Consider the following 17,755-nt stretch of genomic DNA (forward strand, 5'->3'; position numbering starts at 1 on the left):
GGGTTGCGGTGGTCAACTTCAGAGAAACGGAACGGGATGTCGCGCCGGAAAGTCGTCTACCTCGCGCTCGGCAGTCGGCGCATCGACGCAGCGCTACGGTTGACCGCCCAGGCGGCGGACGACGGCGCCGAGGTGACGCTCGTGGTGCTCGACCGGCCGGCCTGGGCCGGCGTCGACGCGCCCGCCGGCGTGGATCTTCGAAGGCTTCCGGACGAGCGCGCCGTGGCCGGGCTCCTGCGCGACGACGGTGTCCTGCCCTCCGGCGCCGTCCTCGTGGCCGGCGACGCTCCGGCGCTGGTGCCGGCCTGGGATGTCGCGCGGCGACGGCCGGACATCAGCGTCGGCATCGAGCCGGACGCCACGGCCGGTCGCCGGCCGCGGCCGGCCGATCTCGTCGTCGTCACCCCGTGGTATCCGGGCCCGAACGACGACTTCGCGGGCGCATTCGTGCGGGCCACCACCGATGCCGTGCGGCCGGGCCGCGGCGCCGTCTCCACGGTGCACAGCGAGGGCTGGTTCTATCCCCGTGCGGAGGCGTCACCGGACGCGGTCGACACGGTCTCGGACCGGTTCACGGCCGGCCCGGGCCTGTTCGTGGTCCGGGACACCCCGCAGGGCGAGCTGTGCCGGGTCGCGGTGCCCAGCCTGACGACCGGCGGCTACCCGCAATGGATCGACGCTCACGTGCGCGCCGTACGGGCCGTGCTGCCCACCGGGCGGATCGAGGCGCCGGTGGTGCACGCGCACACGGGCCTCTACGGAGGGGCCGTCGCCGCCGCCCTGGCCCGGCCCGAGGCACGCGTCGTGGTGACGGAGCACGCGACCTTCCTGCCGCGGGTGCTGGGCAAGGCGGGCGTACGACGCCGGTACGCCGCCATGCTCGACCGGGCCGACGTGGTGTTGTGCGTGGGTGCGGGCCTGCGCGACTATCTGCGTACCGAGTTCCCGCGCCACGCGGGCAAGTTCGAGGTGGTGCCGAACCCGATCGACTTCGACGGTTTCGCGGTCCGGCCGTCGCCGGTGACCGAGCTGAACCGGTGGCTCTATGTCGGACGGCTGATCGAGCACAAGGGCGTACGGCTGCTGCTGGAGGCCTTCGCCGTCGCCGCCGCGGAGGAACCGGCCCGCACCCTGACCCTGGTGGGCTCGGGGCCACTGGCGGACGACCTGGCGCGCCGGGCCGCCGAACTGGGGCTGGCCGATCGCGTCCGGCTGCTGCCGCCGGTACGCCCGGACCAGGTCGCCGGCCTCATGCACGACCACGATCTCCTCGTGCATCTCAGTACCAAGGAGACGTTCGGCATGACCGTGGTGGAGGCGGTCGGCACCGGTCTGCCGGTGCTGGTGGCCGGCAGCGACGGACCGCGGGAGACGCTGGCGGGCCTCGACGGCGTCGCCGGCCGGCTGATCGACGTGGACCGCACGCCGGCGCAGGTGGCCGAGGCGTTCCGCGCCCTGGCCGAGGAGCTGCCCAGGCTCGATCTCGAGGCCGCCCGGGAGATCCTGCGCGAGCGGTACGGCAACGCCGCCGTGGCCGAGCGCCTGCGGCGGTGGTACGACGAGCCGATCGAGGGCGTCGTCGCCGAGCCGTCCGAGCCGTCCGAGCCGTCCGGCGACCGAGTCGTCGTGCTCGTCACCGACGCCGCGGCAGCGGCGCAGGTTCGCCCGGCCCTCGACCGGATCGCCGCCGCCGGACAACAGGCGGACGTGCTGACGACGGTGGACGGTTCCTTCGGCGGACCCGGGATCACCGTGCACCGGCTCCGCGCCGGGGCCGGTCTCGAACGCGTCCGGCACGCCGAGGACGTCGTGGTACGCCAGGTGGCCGGAAAGGTCATCGAGGGGCTGCTGGCCGTCGCCCGAAAGCGGCCGGAGCCGGGCTGGGAGGTGGTGATGCGCCGGGCGCGCCGCTTGCATCGCCGCGGCGTGCGCAAGGTGGGTGCCGTCTTCACCGGCCGCCGATGGGTGCGTCGGCGGGCCGACGCGCTCTGGTCCGAAGTGCGTGGCACAGTTCTGCCCGGCCTGGATCTCACGCGGACGCGCTACGTGGTGGCGCCGGGGCCGGTGGGCCGGGAGTTGGCCGCTCGCCTCGTCGCCGGTCGTGCGGACCTGGTCGTCGTGGCGTCGCCGGATCGACTCCTCCGCGGCGGTGCCGGGCCCGGACGGTGATCGATCGCGAACGCCTCCTGAACGTTGTGGATCTAGCGATGCGGCGAGCGGCGATGTCATAGACTCCCGTCGTCTTCGAGACTTGAGGTGCCGGGGAGGCGCGTAGTGGGTGGACCCGACGTCAGCGTGGTGGTTGCCGTGTACAACACGATGCCCTACCTGACCGAGTGCCTGCGCTCGCTCGTCGACCAGAGCATCGGGGTGGACCGGCTGGAGATCGTCGCGATCGACGACGGGTCCACCGACGGCAGCGGCGCCGAGCTCGATCGCTGGGCGGCGGAATACCCCGGCACGATCAAGGTCGTGCACCAGGAGAACTCGGGCGGCCCCGCCGGCCCGAGCAACCGTGCCCTCGACATGACCACCGGCCGGTACGTCTTCTTCCTCGGCGCCGACGACTACCTCGGCACGGAGGCGCTGCAGCGCCTGGTCACCGCGGGTGACGAGCTGGATGCGGACATCGTCCTCGGCCGGCTGGTCGGCGTCGGCGGCCGGGTCGTCAACCAGGCCGTGTTCGAACCGGGCAACCGTGACGACATCACGCTGGTCAACTCCGCACTGCCGTGGGCCTTGTCGAACACGAAGCTGTTCCGCCGCTCCCTGCTGGAGGAGCACCACATCCGGTATCCGGAGGAGCTGCGCTCCGGCAGTGACCAGCCGTTCACCATCCGCGCGGTGGTGGCGGCCCGCCGGATCGTCGTCCGTGCCGACTACGAGTACTACTACGCCGTACGCCGCAAGGACTCCAGCAACATCACCTACCGGACCTCGCTGTCCGGCTTCGTGCAGGACACGGCGCTGATCATGGACACCGCCGCCGACGTCATCACCGACCCGGAGGCCCGCGCCGCGGTCCTGCGCCGGCACTTCACCTGGGAGCTCGGCAAGCTGCTCGGCAAACGCTTCCTGGCCGCCGACCACGACGAGCGGGTCCGGGTGCAGGAGGGCGTCCGCAAGCTCGCCGACACCTACCTCACCGAAGACATCCGGGCGGCGCTGGACGTCTCGCACCGGATCTCGCTGAGCGTCGCCCAGCACGGCAGCGTCGACGACCTGGTGGCGGTCGCGAAGCACCACGCCCAGCACGGGCTGACGCCGGTGGTGATCGAGGATGATCACTACTATCTCGACTTCCCCGGCTTCCGGGACCCGGCGCGCGGTTTTCCCGACGAGTGGTTCGACGCCGGATCCCACCTCCGGCAACTCGTCCACCAGAGCAAGCCGGCGACCGTACGCTGGGGGCGTACGCCGGACGGCCGGCGCTCCCTGCTCGTCGGCTGGCACATGTCGCTGCTGGATCTCGGCGGCGACGAGACGCCGCCGCGGGTGTCGGCGGGCGACCGCCCGGCCGCGCTGACCGAGGTGGTGCCCGCGGACGGGGGCACCCGGGTCCTGGGTTACCTGGCGGTCGACGACATCGTCGCCGGTCAGACCAAGCCGCGGCAGCGCCGGCGGGTGCGTTTCACCTGGACCATGCAGGGCGAGTCGAGCAGTCGTCCGGTGACCGCCTTCGACCTGTCGGCGGCGAGGCGTATCCTCCATCGGCGTGGTCTTCGTTTGCACCTCGTGGGCGTGGAGCTCGACGAGAAGGCCAGACTGCACGTCGTGAGCACCACCGTCACACCCCGGCGGATCGCCGGCCGTCTCGCGCGCTGGCTCCGCCTCAGGGGCTGAACCCGCGCCAAGGAGGATGTACCCAAGCATGAAGATCTGTGTCGTCGCCCTGGGCAAGATCGGGCTGCCGCTCGCCGTCCAGTTCGCGTCCAAGGGACACACCGTGATCGGTGCGGACGTCTCCGAGCCGACGGTGCGCACGGTCAACGAGGGCCTGGTGCCGTTCCCCGGCGAGGCCGACCTCGACGTCAAGCTCAAGCAGGCGGTCGACGCCGGCCTGCTGACGGCCACCACCGACACCGCGGCCGCGGTCGCCGAGTCGGAGGCCGTGGTCGTGGTCGTGCCGCTCTTCGTCGACGGCGAGGGCGTGCCGGACTTCGGCTGGATGGAGTCCGCGACCCGGGACATCGCCCGCGGCCTGCGGCCGGGCACCCTGGTCAGCTACGAGACCACGCTGCCGGTCGGCACCACCCGCACCCGCTGGGCGCCGCTGCTGGAGGAGGGCTCCGGCCTGGTCGCCGGCCGCGACTTCCACCTGGTCTTCAGCCCCGAGCGGGTGCTCACCGGCCGGGTCTTCGCCGACCTGCGCAAGTATCCGAAGCTGGTGGGCGGCATCGACGCCGCGTCGGCGCAGCGCGGCATCGAGTTCTACGAGGCCGTGCTCGACTTCGACGAGCGTGCCGACCTGGACCGGGCGAACGGCGTCTGGGATCTCGGCTCGGCGGAGGCCGCGGAGCTGGCGAAGCTGGCCGAGACGACCTACCGGGACGTCAACATCGGGCTCGCCAACCAGTTCGCCCGGTACGCCGACACCATCGGCGTCGACGTGAACGTGGTCATCGACGCGTGCAACACCCAGCCGTACAGCCACATCCACCGGCCGGGTATCGCGGTCGGCGGGCACTGCATCCCGGTCTACCCGCGGCTGTACCTGTGGAACGACCCGGCCGCGACGGTGGTCCGCTCGGCCCGCGAGGCCAATGCGGCGATGCCGGCGTACGCGGTGGACCTGCTCGCCGCGGCGCTCGGCGACCTGGAGGGCGTCGGCGTGCTGGTGCTCGGCGCCGCCTACCGCGGCGGAGTCAAGGAGACGGCGTTCTCGGGCGTCTTCCCGGCCGTCGAGGAGCTGCGCCGCCGGGGCGCCAAGCCGTACGTGTCCGACCCGATGTACTCCGCGGCCGAGCTGACCGCCCTGGGCCTGCCGGCCTGGAACGGCGAGGAGCTGGGCGCGGCGGTCGTGCAGGCGGACCACGCGGAGTATCGCGGCCTCACCCCGGCGGACCTGCCGGGCGTCAAGGTGATCGTCGACGGCCGGCGCACCACCGACCCGGAGCGGCTCGAAGGCATCCGCCGGATCGTCATCGGCGGCTGAGGCGTGCGCTCCCGGGGCGGTCGCACCGCCCCGGGAGCACTGCCATGGCCGGCCGCCGCGGTCAGGGCCGCTCGGGGTCGCGGCTGACGATCTCGCCGCGCTCGTCCACCCAGCCCCTGGGCCGGGCCGGGTTGCCCGCCACCAACTGGTACGGCGGCACGTCCTTGGTCACCACCGAGCCGGCCGCGATCATCGCGTACTCGCCGACCTCGATGCCGCAGACCAGTGTCGCGTTCGCCCCGATCGAGGCGCCGCGGCGGACCAGCGTCGGGGTGATCTTCCAGTCCGGGTTCTGGGCCCGGGGCCGCAGGTCGTTGGTGAACACCGCGCACGGCCCGACGAAGACCTCGTCCTCGATCGTGACGCCCTGGTACACCGAGACGTTGTTCTGGATCTTGACGCGGCTGCCGACGACGGCGTTGGCGTCGAGATAGACGTTGCGCCCGATCACGCAGTCCTCGCCGACGACGGCGGACGAGCGGACGTGTGCGAGGTGCCAGACCTTGGTGCCGGCGCCGAGTGTGGCGCCCTCCTCCACGTCAGCGGAGGGGTGGACGAACGGCTGCCTGGCGCTGCCGGCGTCGGTGCCATTGTGGGTGTGTTCCATCCCTGCAGTGTGATACCCGACCGGGTTGAGGTGGAAATCGGGGAGACGGTTACGGGCGGTTGCCGGTGTAGCCTGGGCGCTTTCCCGGTAACACAGCGTACGGACGGTATGCGCACATATATGAACTTCATCAGCATCGTCGTCCCCGCGTGGCGTGTGCAGGGATATCTCGCCGAGTGCCTGGATTCGATCCTCGAGCAGCAGACCGCGCAGGCCGAGGTGATCGGCGTCGATGACGCCTCCCCGGACCACTCGGGCGAGGTCCTCGACGACCGGGCCGCCCGGGACCCGAGGTTGACGGTGCTGCACCTGAGCGCCAACGGCGGGCCCGGGCCGGCCCGCAACGCCGGTCTCGAGCGGGCCACCGGTGAGTACGTCTGGTTCGTCGACGGCGACGACCGGATCGTCCCCGGCGCGCTCGCCGCCGTCGAGGCCCGGTTGCGCGAGGAAAAGCCGGACGTGCTCGTCGTCGGCGCCGCCCGCGAGAGGTGGAACAGATCCGTGTCCGGCTGGTGGACGCCGGCGTCCGTGCCCACCGCGGCCGAGGCGCTGACCCGGCGCACACCGCCGCTGGGCGCCCTGGTGGTGCGCCGGCAGTTCCTCGTCGAGTCGGGCATCCGCTTCGAGCCCGGCTGGTACGAGGACGTGTCCTTCGCGTACGCGGTGCTCGCCCAGGCAGGCCGCGTCGCGACGTTCGCGCCGGCCTGCTATCTCCGGCGGTTCGACCGCGACGGCTCGATCCGCTCGGCCCGCTCCGCCCGGCACGCCGACGCGGTCGCGCAGTACGACCACGCGCTGAGCCGCCACCTGGCCGGCGCCTCGGCCACGCTGCGCCGGCGGGCGCTGGACCACGCCGTCACCGAGCTGCTCAAGATCGTGGAGGACGGTTCCCGGGTGCCTCGCGACGCCCGCCGGGCGATGTTCACCGCGATCTCCGCGCTGGTGCGCAGGCACGAGGCCGGTGCCGCCCCGCGCCCCGGCGGCGCCACCGGCCTGCGACTCAAGCTGGTCGCCTCCGACTTCTTCGGTGCCTACCGGGCGCTGCGCGGTGTCGGTGGCGCGCTCCGCTCGGTGCGCCGGGCGCCGGGCACCGCCAAGGCGCGCCTGCGCAAGCGCGGCCTGCGCTGGTATTACCGGTGGCAACTCCGTCGGCCGATCGACGAGAACTTGGCCGTCTACGCGGCGTACTGGTATCGCGGGTACGCCTGCAACCCGGCCGCCATCTATGAGAAGGCCAGGGAACTCGCTCCCGGCGTCAGGGGCGTCTGGGTGGTCAAGCGCGGCCACCGGCCACTGCCCCCGGGCGTCGACTACGTCATGTCCGGAAGCCGCGCCTACTACCGCACCATCGCGCGCGCCAAGTACCTGATCAACAACGCCACCTTCCCGCCCGAGGTGGTGAAGCGCCCCGGCGCCATCCACGTGCAGACGCACCACGGCACGCCGCTCAAGACGATGGGCCTCGACCAGCCCAGGTTCCCGGCGTCCACGGTCGGATACGACGCCGAGCGGCTGCGCCGCAACATCGCCAAGTGGGACTTCAGCATCACCGCCAACCGGCACACCACCCTGCTCTGGGACCGGCAGTTCCCGATCAGGGGAGAGACGCTGGAGACCGGCTATCCGCGCAACGACCGGCTCGCGCTGGCCACCGAGGAGGACGTCGCGGCGGCCCGGTCCGAGCTGGGCCTCGCCCCGGGGGAGCGGGTGGTGCTCTACACCCCGACCCACCGCGAATGGCATGCCGCCTTCACGCCGGTGCTCGACGTCGACGCGCTCGCCGAGGCGCTCGGCCCGGATACCCGGGTGCTGCTGCGCGGTCACTACTTCTACGGCCTCGCCGGCTTCCCGCTCCGGCACCCGCGGGTCAGCGACGTGTCGTCCTTCCCCGCGGTGGAGACCCTCTACCTCGCGGCCGACGCGCTGATCACCGACTTCTCCTCGGTGATGTTCGACTACGCCGTGCTGGACCGGCCGCTGATCATCTTCGCGCCGGACTGGGAGATCTACCGGGCGGTCCGTGGCGTCACGTTCGACCTGGAGACCGAGCATCCCGGCAGCTTCACCCGTACGTTCGACGAACTGGTCGAAGCGTTCCGCAGCGGCCGGGCGACCGGCGCCGAGGCGGCCGCGGCCCGGGCCCGGTTCCAGGCGCGGTTCTGCTCCCTGGAGGACGGCCGCGCCGCCGAACGTGTGGTCCGCCGAGTGTTCCCCGGCGCGGGGGTAGCCGATGTCTGAGCGGGTACCCGGTCTCGTCAGCGTCATCGTGCCGATCTACAACGTGGAACCGTTCCTGCGCGACTGCCTCGACTCGCTGCGCGCGCAGACCTACCGCGACCTGCAGGTACTGATGGTGGACGACGGCAGCACCGACGGCTGCGCGGCCATCGCCGCGGAGTTCGCCGCGGCCGACCCCCGATTCGAGCTGATCCGCCAGGCCAACGCCGGGCTCAGCGCCGCCCGCAACGTCGCCGTCCCGGCCGCCCGGGGCGAGTATCTGGCCTTCGTCGACAGCGACGACGTGCTGGCCGCTCATGCCTACGAGCTGCTGGTGCAGGCCATGGCCGGGGGCGCGGACTTCGCCACCGGCGGCGTCCGCCGGTATTCCTCCCGCGGCACCTATCGCGGCGCCCCGCACAACGAGGCGATCGGCCCCACCGATCTCGACACGCACGTCTCGCGCAACCCGAGTCTGCTGCGCGACCGCACGATCTGGAACAAGCTGTACCGCCGCAGCTTCTACGACGCACACGGCTTCGAGTTCCCGGTCGGCCGGCTCTTCGAGGACGTGCCGGTCACCGTGCCGGCGCACGCCCTGGCCACCAGCGTCGCCGTCGTCGGGGAGCCGATCTACTTCTGGCGGGTCCGCGAGGGCGCGGTCCGCTCGATCACCCAGTCCGACAACGGCCTGCGCAACCTGACCGACCGGTTCTACTCGGTCAACCTGACCCGCAAGCTGCTCAGAGAGGCGGGTCAGGACGAACTGCTGCGGGTGTACGAGGAGCAGGCGGTCTGGGACAAGCTCAGCGGCTACCTCAAGTTCCTACCGGCCGCCTCGCCGGAGTTCCGCCAGACGTTCCTGGACCTGGCGACCGGTTACCTGGCCGAGCTCGATCCCGGCGCCGTCGACCGTCAGCCCGCCGGGATGCGCGAGCACTGGAGGCTGATCCGCGATCGCCGCGTCGACGACCTGATCGAGCTCATCGACCACGGGTTCCGCAAGCCCAAGGCGCCGTCGCGGCCCAGGCTCGAATCGGCCGTCCGCGGCCTCGCCTGGCGAGACGGCCGGCTGGAGCTGACCGGCTACGCCTTCGTGCCCGGCCGCCCGCCGCGCCGGTTCGGCTTCCGGATGCTCTGGCTCTCCAGCGAGGGCGGACGGCGCAAGATTCCGCTGCGGACACGGGCGTACCGGGACCGCACGGCCGCCCCGGCCGAGCAGGCGGCGGGGTTCGCCGTCTCGGTGAACCCTTTGGCCCTGCGCAAGGGGAAGGTCTGGCGCAGCGGCACCTGGACCGTCGCGGTCGCCGCGACCAGCGGTCTCACGCTGCGGCGGGCCGCGCTACGGATGGCCGAGGACTGGACCGGACCGCTGCCGCGCCTGCGGATGGAGCCGGGTGTCTGGGTCGCGCCGATCGTGACCAAGGGCCGCCTGCGGCTGCGGGTCGGCAAGTCGGACGGCTGGCTCACCGCGAGCCACCGCGACGGCGACGACCTGGTGCTGCGGGGCATCCTGCGCAGGAGGCCGAAGGGTCCGGTCCGGATCGAGCTCAGCCGGGTCCGCGGGCTCGCCTCGCTCCGGGTGAGCGTTGAGGTGGCCCCGGACGGCCGCTCCTTCACCGCGCGCGTCCCGCTGACCGGCATCGGCCTCGACGTCGTCGACGACAACCACGCGACCGGCCTGTACGCCCAGCGCTTCAGGATCGACATCGTGGTCGAGGACAAGCCGGTCCAGCTCATCGCCGACGACGGGTACGAGCCGTTCCGGACCGTACAGGGCACCGACGAGGTCTGCACGGCCGTCTCCGCCACCGGTCAGGTCTCGCTCCGCACCCGCCCGGCCGGCCCGGTCGTGACCTCCGCCGAGTGGCGTCCCGACGGCGCACTGGTGCTCAGCGGCGACGGCCCGCGCGACGTCGAGGGCGAACTGCTGCTGCGCCTGCGCAAGCGCCGCAGAGACCTCGGCATGCCGCTGCGGGTGGTGGACGGCCGCTGGCAGGTGGTCGTCGACCCGTCCGCCGTGCCCGGCCTGGCCGGAGCGTTGCCGCTGGTGGCGGGCACCTGGGACCTTTCGTTCCGGTCCGCCGGCAGGCGCAGGCGGGCCACCGTGGAGCTCGGCTTCGCCGGGACGGTCCTCGCCGGCCTACCGACCTGCGCGACGGCCGGCGACGGTGTGCGCAGCGTGCTGCGTCCGGCCGGGGACGAGCGGGCCATGCTCGTGGTCGAGGCGCCCGCCCCGGACCCGGCCGGGCAGGAGCGTCTGCGGGCCGCGTACGCCCCGGTGGCGGGCCGGCCCGCACCGTGCGACGTCGTGCTCTTCGACGCCGCGCCGGGCCGCCGCTTCGCCGACGACCCTGCCGCGCTCCTGGCGGAGCTGACCGGGCGGCCGGACGCCCCGGCGGCCCGCTGGACGGTCGAGCGCGGCCAGCCGGTGCCGCCCGGCGCCGGCCCGGTCGTGCACGGCAGCGAGGCCTGGTACGCGGCGCTCACCACCAGCCGCTGGATCGTCACCAACGACGACCTGCCCCGCTGGTTCACGCCCCAGGACGGTCAGGTCGTGCTCCGGCTCGCCGGCGGCTGGCCGATCGCCCGCTTCGGCGCCACCGCCGAGCGGCACCCGCTCGGCCGGGAGCTGATCGAGCAGATCGAATCCGACGCGGCGAGCTGGACGGCGCTCGCGTCACCCGGCGCCTCGGCGACCCCCGTACTTCGTCGGGAGCTGCGCTTCGACGGCCCGGTGCTGGAGTACGGCCGCCCGGCCAACGACATGCTGGCCACCATGGACGCCGAGGAGGCCCGGACGGCGGTGCTGAAGCGCCTCGGGCTGAATGCCGGCACCCGCCTCGTCCTGTACGCCCCCACCCGGCGCCCGATGGACCTGCGCAAACGCGGCTGGAGCGACCCCGGCAAGCTGCTGGACCTGCCGGGCGTGGCGGCCGCGCTGCCGCCGGATCACACGCTGCTGGTCCGCCGCCACCCGGCGCTCGGCGACGACGTGCTGGGCCTCGGCCTGGTCGACGGCGTGCTGGACGTCTCGGGTCACCCCCGGGCGGCCGAGCTGCTGCTCGCCGCGGACGCGCTGATCACCGACTACTCGGCGCTGCTCGCCGACTTCGCGGTGACCGGCCGACCGGCCCTTCTTTACGTCCCCGACCTCGCGGAGTTCGAGGCCTCTCCCGGCCTCAACGCCGACCTCGCCACGGCCGCGCCCGGGCCACTGCTGCGGACCTCCGCGGAGGTGATGGCCGCGGTGCGGGAGCTCGGCGCGATCGCCGCGAAGTATGCGCCCGCCGTCGAGGCGTTCGCCGAGAGCCACGCCACCGCGGGGGAGGGCGCGGCGGTGCGACTGGTCGACTGGCTGCTCGCGGCCGGACGAAGGGGGAGAGGCGGTGGAGGCCGCGTGACTGAGGACACTATCGTTCTGCCATGACCTCCATCGCGCTCGCTGAGGAGCTCCTCCTCCTCGCGTATGACGACCAGACCGGCAAGGCGACCGGTTCCCGCATCGGACTCGACCTCGGCATGGCCGCGGCGGTGCTGGTCGACCTCGCGCTGGCCGGGCGGATCGCCTACGTCAACGGCAACATCGTCGTCACCGACGCGACGCCGACCGGCGAGCCGATCGCCGACCTCGTGCTGGCCAAGGCGGCCGGGGACAGCCCGCACACGCCGGCACAGTGGGTCCAGCGCCTGCGCCACCGCCTCCGGGAGCGGGTCCTCGAGGACCTGGTGTCGCGGGGCGTGATCCGCGATGTCGACGAGACCCAGCTCGGGGCCATCCACGTGCACCGCTATCCGACGACCGACCCGGCGTGCGAGGCCGAGATCCGCAAGCGGCTCGCCGAGGCGCTGATCACCGACGCGATCCCGGACGAGCGCACCGCCGCCCTGGCCACGCTGCTGGTCGCGACGCGGATGGAGCCGGCGCTGCGGCTCCCGCCGGAGGAACAGGCCCGCGCCCACGAGCGCCTGGAGGAGATCGCCAACGGAGCCGGCTTCGCCGGCGGCGCCAACCTCGAGGACTCCATCGTTCGCCCCAGCGTCGCCCTGGTGGTGGCCACGCTGAGCCGCGCCATCACCGCCGCCCTGGGCGCCCCCAAGACCCCGTAGGCAGCCGCGTCGCCGCGGCCGTGCTCGTTCCCCCCGAAAGACCATAGGCACCGCGTCGCCGCGCCCCCTCGCGAACGCTCCGAGGGCGCGGCGGCGGTCGGCTAGAGGCCCAGGGCGGCCGAGACTTCTTTGCGGAGCTGGGCCATGCCCACCCCGGAACGGAACTGGGCGTTGGCGAGCTTGCCCGTCTTCCCGACCGGCTCGACCACCTCCAGGTACGCCTTGAGCTTCGGTTCCGTGCCCGAGGGCCGGATGACTACGCGCACGCCCGAGGTCCGCAGCGTCAGCACGTCCGCCGCCGGTGCCCGGTCCTCGACCTCGGTCACCGGCTGGCCGAGCAGCGTCGCGGGCGGGTTCGCCCGGACATGCGCCATCGCCCGGGTGATCTCGGTGAGGTCGTCGACCCGGACCGACACCTGGTCGGTACGGTGCACGCCCAGCTCGGTGTCCAGCTCATCCAGGCGGTCCCGCAGCGACTTGCCCTCGGCCTTGAGGCCGGCGGCGAGCTCGGCCACGGTCAGGGCTGCGGTGATGCCGTCCTTGTCGCGGACCAGATCGGGGGCCACGCAGTAGCCGAGCGCCTCCTCGTAGCCGAAGGCCAGCTCCTCGGCGCCGCGGACGATCCACTTGAAGCCGGTCAGGGTCTCGGCGTACGGCGCGTCCCGGGCCGCGCACAGCGCCTTGAGCTGGGTCGACGACACGATGGTGGTGGCGTACGTGCCCGGCGTGCCGCGGCGGATGAGCTGGTCGGCCAGCAGCAGACCCAGCTCGTCGCCGCGCAGGGGCCGCCAGCCGCCGTCCTCGCCGGCCGGAATCGCCACCGCACAGCGGTCCGCGTCCGGGTCGTTGGCGATGGCCAGGTCCGCGTTCTCGGCCGTGGCCAGCGCGAGGAGCAGGTCCATCGCCCCAGGCTCCTCCGGGTTGGGGAACGCCACCGTGGTGAACTCAGGATCGGGCTCGAACTGCTCGGCCACGACCGCGGGCGCCGCGAATCCGGCGGCGGTGAACGCGTCCACCAGCACCCTGCCGCCCACGCCGTGCAGCGGCGTGTACGCGACCTTCAGCTCGCGGGCACCGGCCGGGATCACGGCCGCCGCGCTGTCCACGTATCCCTGGACGATGTCCTCTCCCAGGACCGTGCCGGGGTCGCCGAGCTTGACCTCGGCCAGCGTCCCGACCGCCTGGATGGCGGCCTCGATGCCGGCGTCGGCGGGCGGCACGATCTGGGCCCCGGCGCCGCCCGGGCCGCCGAGCTGCGCTCCCAGGTAGACCTTGTAGCCGTTGTCCTGCGGCGGGTTGTGGCTGGCGGTGACCATGACCCCGGCGACGGCGTCGAGCTTGCGCACCGCGTACGCCAGCACCGGCGTCGGCAGCGGACGCGGCAGCACCAGCGCCTCGCGGCCGGTGGCGGTGGCCACCCGGGCGGTCTGTTCGGCGAACTGCCGTGAGCCGTGCCGCGCGTCGTACCCGATGATCAGGGGTCCCTCGCCGCCCTGGGCGGCGAGCCAGCCGACCAGGCCGGCGGCGGCGCGGGTGACGACCGCGAGGTTCATGCCGTTCGGCCCGGCGCGCAGCCTGCCGCGCAGACCGGCGGTCCCGAAGGTCAGCGGGCCGGCGAACCGGTCGGCGAGCTCGGCGGCGCTGTCCGGAAGCCGGTCGAGCAGCGCCCGGATCTCGTCGCGGCCGGCCGGGTCGGGATCATCGGCCAGCCAGGTCTCGGCCAGCTTGCGAAGGTCGTCAGTTGTTGCCATGCCATGTGGATAGCACGGCGGCAGCCTTCACCTGCTTTTACCCCTCGGTCTTGACAGGCGAGCTCAGCCGAGGGCGAAGGTTCTCACCAACTCGTCGAAGATCGGCCTGCTCTCGGCGAACTGTTCCTCCGTGCTGGTCAGGTAGAACGAGTAAGCCTTGCCGTCACGCATGACGGCGCCCCAGAGGCCGTGCCGTTCGTCGCTGCAGGTGTACTCCAGGACCGCTCCGGGCTGGCCGGCGATGGTCTGGTCGGTGAGGCTGACCTGCGTGTACGGCTTCGGGCAGCTCGAGCCCTTCCTCTTGAGGTTGTTCTCCGCGATCTTCAGGAAGCCCTGCGCCGTGCCGTTGCCCGACTCGACCAGGAGCCGGACCCTGCGGTCGGCGCCCTTGTCGACGTAGTCGACGTAGCTGGTGGCGCTCCTCTTCTCCCAGCCCTTGGGCACCGACACGCTGGTACCGCGGCCCTTGTAGGAGACCGTGGGGAAAGGTGCCACCGCGGCGGCACTGGGCTGCGGCCCGCCGCCCGCGGTCGGGGTCTTGGCGTCGTCGCCGCCCCCGGAGGAGGAGAGGGTCAGGACTAGCACGAGCACGAGCACCGCCGCCAGGCCGCCGCCGGCCGCGAGCTGGGTGTTGCGGGGCCAGCCCCGCACCGTGGTGACCGCCTTGCCGGTGGTCTCGCGGGCGGCGGCGACGGTCTTGTCGATGAGGGCCTTGCGCTTGGCACCGGGGCTCATGACGACGGTGCCGCCCGCCATCGGCTCCCGGGCCGCGCGGGCGCCGTCCCACTGCTGCCGGGGCGGCAGCACGCTGGTGGTGTCGCCGCCGGCCGTCGGCGGGATCACGCTGGTGTCGTCGCTGCGCCTCGGCCCCGGATACGCGCCCGTCGGCTGGTCGGCGGCGTCCGGGCCGCCGTCGGCCCGGTGCGGGCCGGCCTCGGCGCCGTTGCGCTTGAGCTTGGCCAGGTGCCCCGACAGCGACTCGCCGGGCGCCAGCATGGCCCGGCCGCCGATCTGGCCGCTGGGCTTGGGCTGCGGCGGGATGGGCTGGGTCTCGGCGGCCGGCGGGCGCTGCGACGGGACCACCGAGTACGGGTCCGTCATCAGGTGCGGCGGGGCCTTGCTGGCCAACGGGCCGGCGAGCTGCTGGCGCAGCATGGTGCGGGCGGTCTGCACATCGAAGCGGCGGGCCGGGTCCTTCTCCAGCAGACCCATCAGCACCGGGGTCAGCGAGCCGGCGCGCACCGCCGGGGTGGGCGGGTCCTCGACGACGGCGTGCATCGTCTCGATCGGGTCGCCCTTGTCGAACGGCGGCCGGCCCTCGATCGCGGTGTAGAGCGTCACGCCGAGCGAGAACAGGTCGCTGGGCGGGCCGAAGTCGCTGCCCATGGCCCGCTCGGGCGAGATGAAGTGCGGCGAGCCGAGCACCATGCCGGGCGTGGTGAGCTGCACGTCGGTGGGCATCCGGGCGACGCCGAAGTCGGTGAGCACGCAGCGGCCGTCGGTGCAGATCAGCACGTTGGCCGGCTTGACGTCACGGTGCAGGACGCCGTGCGCGTGCGCGACCTCGAGGGCGCCGAGCAGGGCGATGCCGATCTTCGCGACCACGCGGGCCGAGACCGGGCCGTCCTCGATCACCATGTCGGCGAGGCTGCGCGCCTCCAGCAGCTCCATGACGATCCAGGGCCGGCCGTTCTCGTGCACGACGTCGTAGACCTGCACGACGGCCGGGTGCTGCAGGGCCGCGGCGGCGCGGGCCTCGCGCATGGTGCGCTCGTACATCGCGTCGCGGTCGCTGGGCGCCAGGCCGGGCGGAAGGATGACCTCCTTGATGGCCACGTCGCGCCGCAGCAGGGTGTCGGCGGCACGCCAGACGGTGCCCATGCCGCCGTGACCGACCGCTGCGCGCAGCGTGTACCGCCCGCCGATGAGCGTGCCCGGGGCCGCGCGTCCGCTGATCGGAGCCGTGTTGCCACTGCTCCACGTGGGGATCTGAGTCACGTAGGTGCCACCGAAGGGGGTTTAGGGGGCGGTCGGTCAACCCCGCTATCTTGCCGGGTCGCACCCCCTTTCGAAAAGCCGATGGACGGGTGTTCTCCGGATCTCGACGCTGCGTGGTCGTGACGTAGCGCAGAGTGGAACTTATGGGACGGTGCGTACAAAATCCCTCACGCGCGACGGAGGCTGAACGACGCTTTAGGATCCGTGGGGTGAACGCAGAATCCGGGTTCGAGATCAAGCCGGTTTACGACAGCGGCGACCTGCCCGACGACCTGGGCGGGAAGCTCGGCCGGCCCGGCGAGTATCCGTACACCCGCGGCGTCTATCCGACGATGTACACCAAGCGGCCGTGGACCATGCGGCAGTACGCGGGCTTCGGCACCGCGGCCGAGTCCAACGCCCGCTACCACCAGTTGCTCAAGGCCGGGACGATGGGGCTGTCCGTCGCGTTCGACCTGCCGACCCAGATGGGCTACGACTCCGACGAGCCGATCGCCCACGGCGAGGTCGGCAAGGTCGGCGTCGCCATTGACTCGATCGACGACATGCGGCGGCTCTTCCGCGACATCCCGCTGGACAAGGTGTCCACGTCGATGACGATCAACGCGCCGGGGTCGGTCCTGCTCCTGCTCTACCAGCTCGTCGCCGAGGAGCAGGGGGTGCCCGGGTCGGCCCTGCAGGGCACGATCCAGAACGACATCCTCAAGGAGTACATCGCCCGGGGGACCTACATCTTCCCGCCCAAGCCGTCGCTGCGGCTGGTGGCGGACACCTTCGCGTACTGCCGTGCCGAGATCCCGAAGTGGAACACGATCTCGATCTCCGGCTACCACATGGCCGAGGCCGGCGCGTCGCCCGCGCAGGAGATCGCGTTCACCCTCGCCAACGGCATCGAGTACGTCCGCGCGGCGATCGCCGCCGGTCTCGCGGTGGACGACTTCGCGCCCCGCCTGTCGTTCTTCTTCGTCGCCCGCACCACGCTGCTGGAGGAGATCGCCAAGTTCCGCGCCGCCCGGCGGATGTGGGCCCGGATCATGCGCGACGAGTTCGGCGCGAAGAACCCCAAGTCCCAGATGCTGCGGTTCCACACCCAGACCGCCGGGGTCCAGCTCACCGCGCAGCAGCCCGAGGTCAACCTGGTACGCGTCGCCGTGCAGGCCCTCGGCGCCGTCGCCGGCGGCACCCAGTCGCTGCACACGAACGCGTACGACGAGGCGATCGCGCTGCCCACCGAGAAGTCGGCGCGGCTGGCGCTGCGGACCCAGCAGGTGCTCGCGTACGAGACCGGGCTGGTCGACACCGTGGACCCGTTCGCCGGCTCGTACGTCATCGAGGCCATGACCGACGAGGTGGAGGCCGCCGCCACGGCGCTCATCGAGCGGGTCTTCTCGCACGGTTCCGCGGTCGACGCGATCGAGCAGGGCTTCCAGAAGCAGGAGATCGAGACGTCGGCGTACCGGATCTCCCAGGAGATCGACGGCGGCGAGCGGGTCGTGGTGGGCGTCAACCGCTTCGGCGCCGACGAGGAGGAGAAGTACGAGCCGCTGCGCGTCGACCCGAAGATCGAGGCCGACCAGGCGGCCCGGCTCGCCACCCTGCGCGCCGAGCGGGACGGCGCCGCCGTCGAGGCGGCGCTGGCCGACCTGCGCAAGGCCGCCGAGGGTACGGACAACGTCCTGCCGCCGATGCGCGAGGCCTTGCGCCGCCGTGCGACGGTGGGAGAGGTCTGCCACACGCTGCGCGGCGTCTGGGGGGTGTACCACCCCGTGGAACACTTCTGACAGTGACGGATTTTGAACCGCGTCACCTCCTACATTCGTAACCCGTTGTTGTAGGAGGTGGTGGGACGAATGCCGTCCGGAGATCGCGCCTATCAGGGCTTTCGTGACACTGCGCGACCCCGCCCGTACGGGAATG

10 protein-coding genes are annotated in these 17,755 nt (G+C 72.6%); 7 read left to right on the forward strand and 3 right to left on the reverse strand.

Going from position 1 to position 17,755, the window contains the following annotated elements; genetic code table 11:
• Positions 1 to 36 precede the first annotated feature (36 nt).
• The 3 genes from EDD30_RS23765 (at position 37) to EDD30_RS23775 (ending at position 5,155) form a co-directional block, all read left to right on the forward strand.
• The gene (locus EDD30_RS23765; protein ID WP_071810182.1) at positions 37 to 2,169 is read left to right on the forward strand and encodes a glycosyltransferase family 4 protein; all 2,133 of its coding nucleotides are present in this window, start codon (positions 37 to 39) and stop codon (positions 2,167 to 2,169) included.
• A gap of 105 nt (positions 2,170 to 2,274) precedes the next feature.
• Positions 2,275 to 3,843, forward strand: a complete 1,569-nt coding sequence (locus EDD30_RS23770) for a glycosyltransferase family 2 protein (RefSeq protein WP_071810183.1) — start codon at positions 2,275 to 2,277, stop codon at positions 3,841 to 3,843.
• Between the two features lie 28 nt (positions 3,844 to 3,871).
• A complete protein-coding gene (locus tag EDD30_RS23775; protein WP_071810184.1) occupies positions 3,872 to 5,155 on the forward strand; it encodes a nucleotide sugar dehydrogenase in 1,284 nt (427 codons plus the stop codon).
• 61 nt (positions 5,156 to 5,216) lie between these two features.
• Here EDD30_RS23775 and EDD30_RS23780 read toward each other — a convergent pair whose 3' ends face one another.
• Positions 5,217 to 5,762, reverse strand: a complete 546-nt coding sequence (locus EDD30_RS23780; RefSeq protein ID WP_071810185.1) for an acyltransferase — start codon at positions 5,760 to 5,762, stop codon at positions 5,217 to 5,219.
• A 120-nt stretch (positions 5,763 to 5,882) separates the two neighbouring features.
• Here EDD30_RS23780 and EDD30_RS23785 point away from each other — a divergent pair, with 120 nt between their 5' ends.
• The 3 genes from EDD30_RS23785 to EDD30_RS23795 are packed head-to-tail and all read left to right on the forward strand — an operon-like array spanning position 5,883 to position 12,089.
• Entirely contained in the window at positions 5,883 to 8,000 is a 2,118-nt protein-coding gene (locus EDD30_RS23785) for a bifunctional glycosyltransferase/CDP-glycerol:glycerophosphate glycerophosphotransferase (RefSeq protein ID WP_071810186.1), read from the forward strand.
• A complete protein-coding gene (locus EDD30_RS23790) occupies positions 7,993 to 11,409 on the forward strand; it encodes a CDP-glycerol glycerophosphotransferase family protein (RefSeq protein ID WP_071810187.1) in 3,417 nt (1,138 codons plus the stop codon). Before EDD30_RS23785 ends, EDD30_RS23790 begins: the two co-directional genes overlap by 8 nt.
• The gene (locus EDD30_RS23795) at positions 11,406 to 12,089 is read left to right on the forward strand and encodes a GOLPH3/VPS74 family protein (protein WP_071810188.1); all 684 of its coding nucleotides are present in this window, start codon (positions 11,406 to 11,408) and stop codon (positions 12,087 to 12,089) included. Before EDD30_RS23790 ends, EDD30_RS23795 begins: the two co-directional genes overlap by 4 nt.
• A gap of 101 nt (positions 12,090 to 12,190) precedes the next feature.
• Here the strand turns inward: EDD30_RS23795 and EDD30_RS23800 are convergent, their stop codons facing one another.
• Positions 12,191 to 13,840 carry a phospho-sugar mutase gene (locus tag EDD30_RS23800; protein ID WP_071810189.1) on the reverse strand — a complete coding sequence of 550 codons (1,650 nt, stop codon included), beginning with the start codon at positions 13,838 to 13,840 and terminating at the stop codon, positions 12,191 to 12,193.
• A gap of 63 nt (positions 13,841 to 13,903) precedes the next feature.
• Complete coding sequence (locus EDD30_RS23805; RefSeq protein ID WP_071810190.1) at positions 13,904 to 15,838, reverse strand: serine/threonine-protein kinase; 1,935 nt, start codon at positions 15,836 to 15,838, stop codon at positions 13,904 to 13,906.
• Between the two features lie 209 nt (positions 15,839 to 16,047).
• On the opposite strand from EDD30_RS23805, the gene EDD30_RS23810 reads away from it, so the two are divergent.
• On the forward strand, positions 16,048 to 17,619 hold the full coding sequence (locus tag EDD30_RS23810) for an acyl-CoA mutase large subunit family protein (RefSeq protein ID WP_071810191.1): 1,572 nt from the start codon (positions 16,048 to 16,050) through the stop codon (positions 17,617 to 17,619).
• The last annotated feature ends 136 nt before the right edge of the window (positions 17,620 to 17,755 follow it).

This window comes from Couchioplanes caeruleus (genome assembly GCF_003751945.1).
GTDB classification, from domain to species: domain Bacteria; phylum Actinomycetota; class Actinomycetes; order Mycobacteriales; family Micromonosporaceae; genus Actinoplanes; species Actinoplanes caeruleus.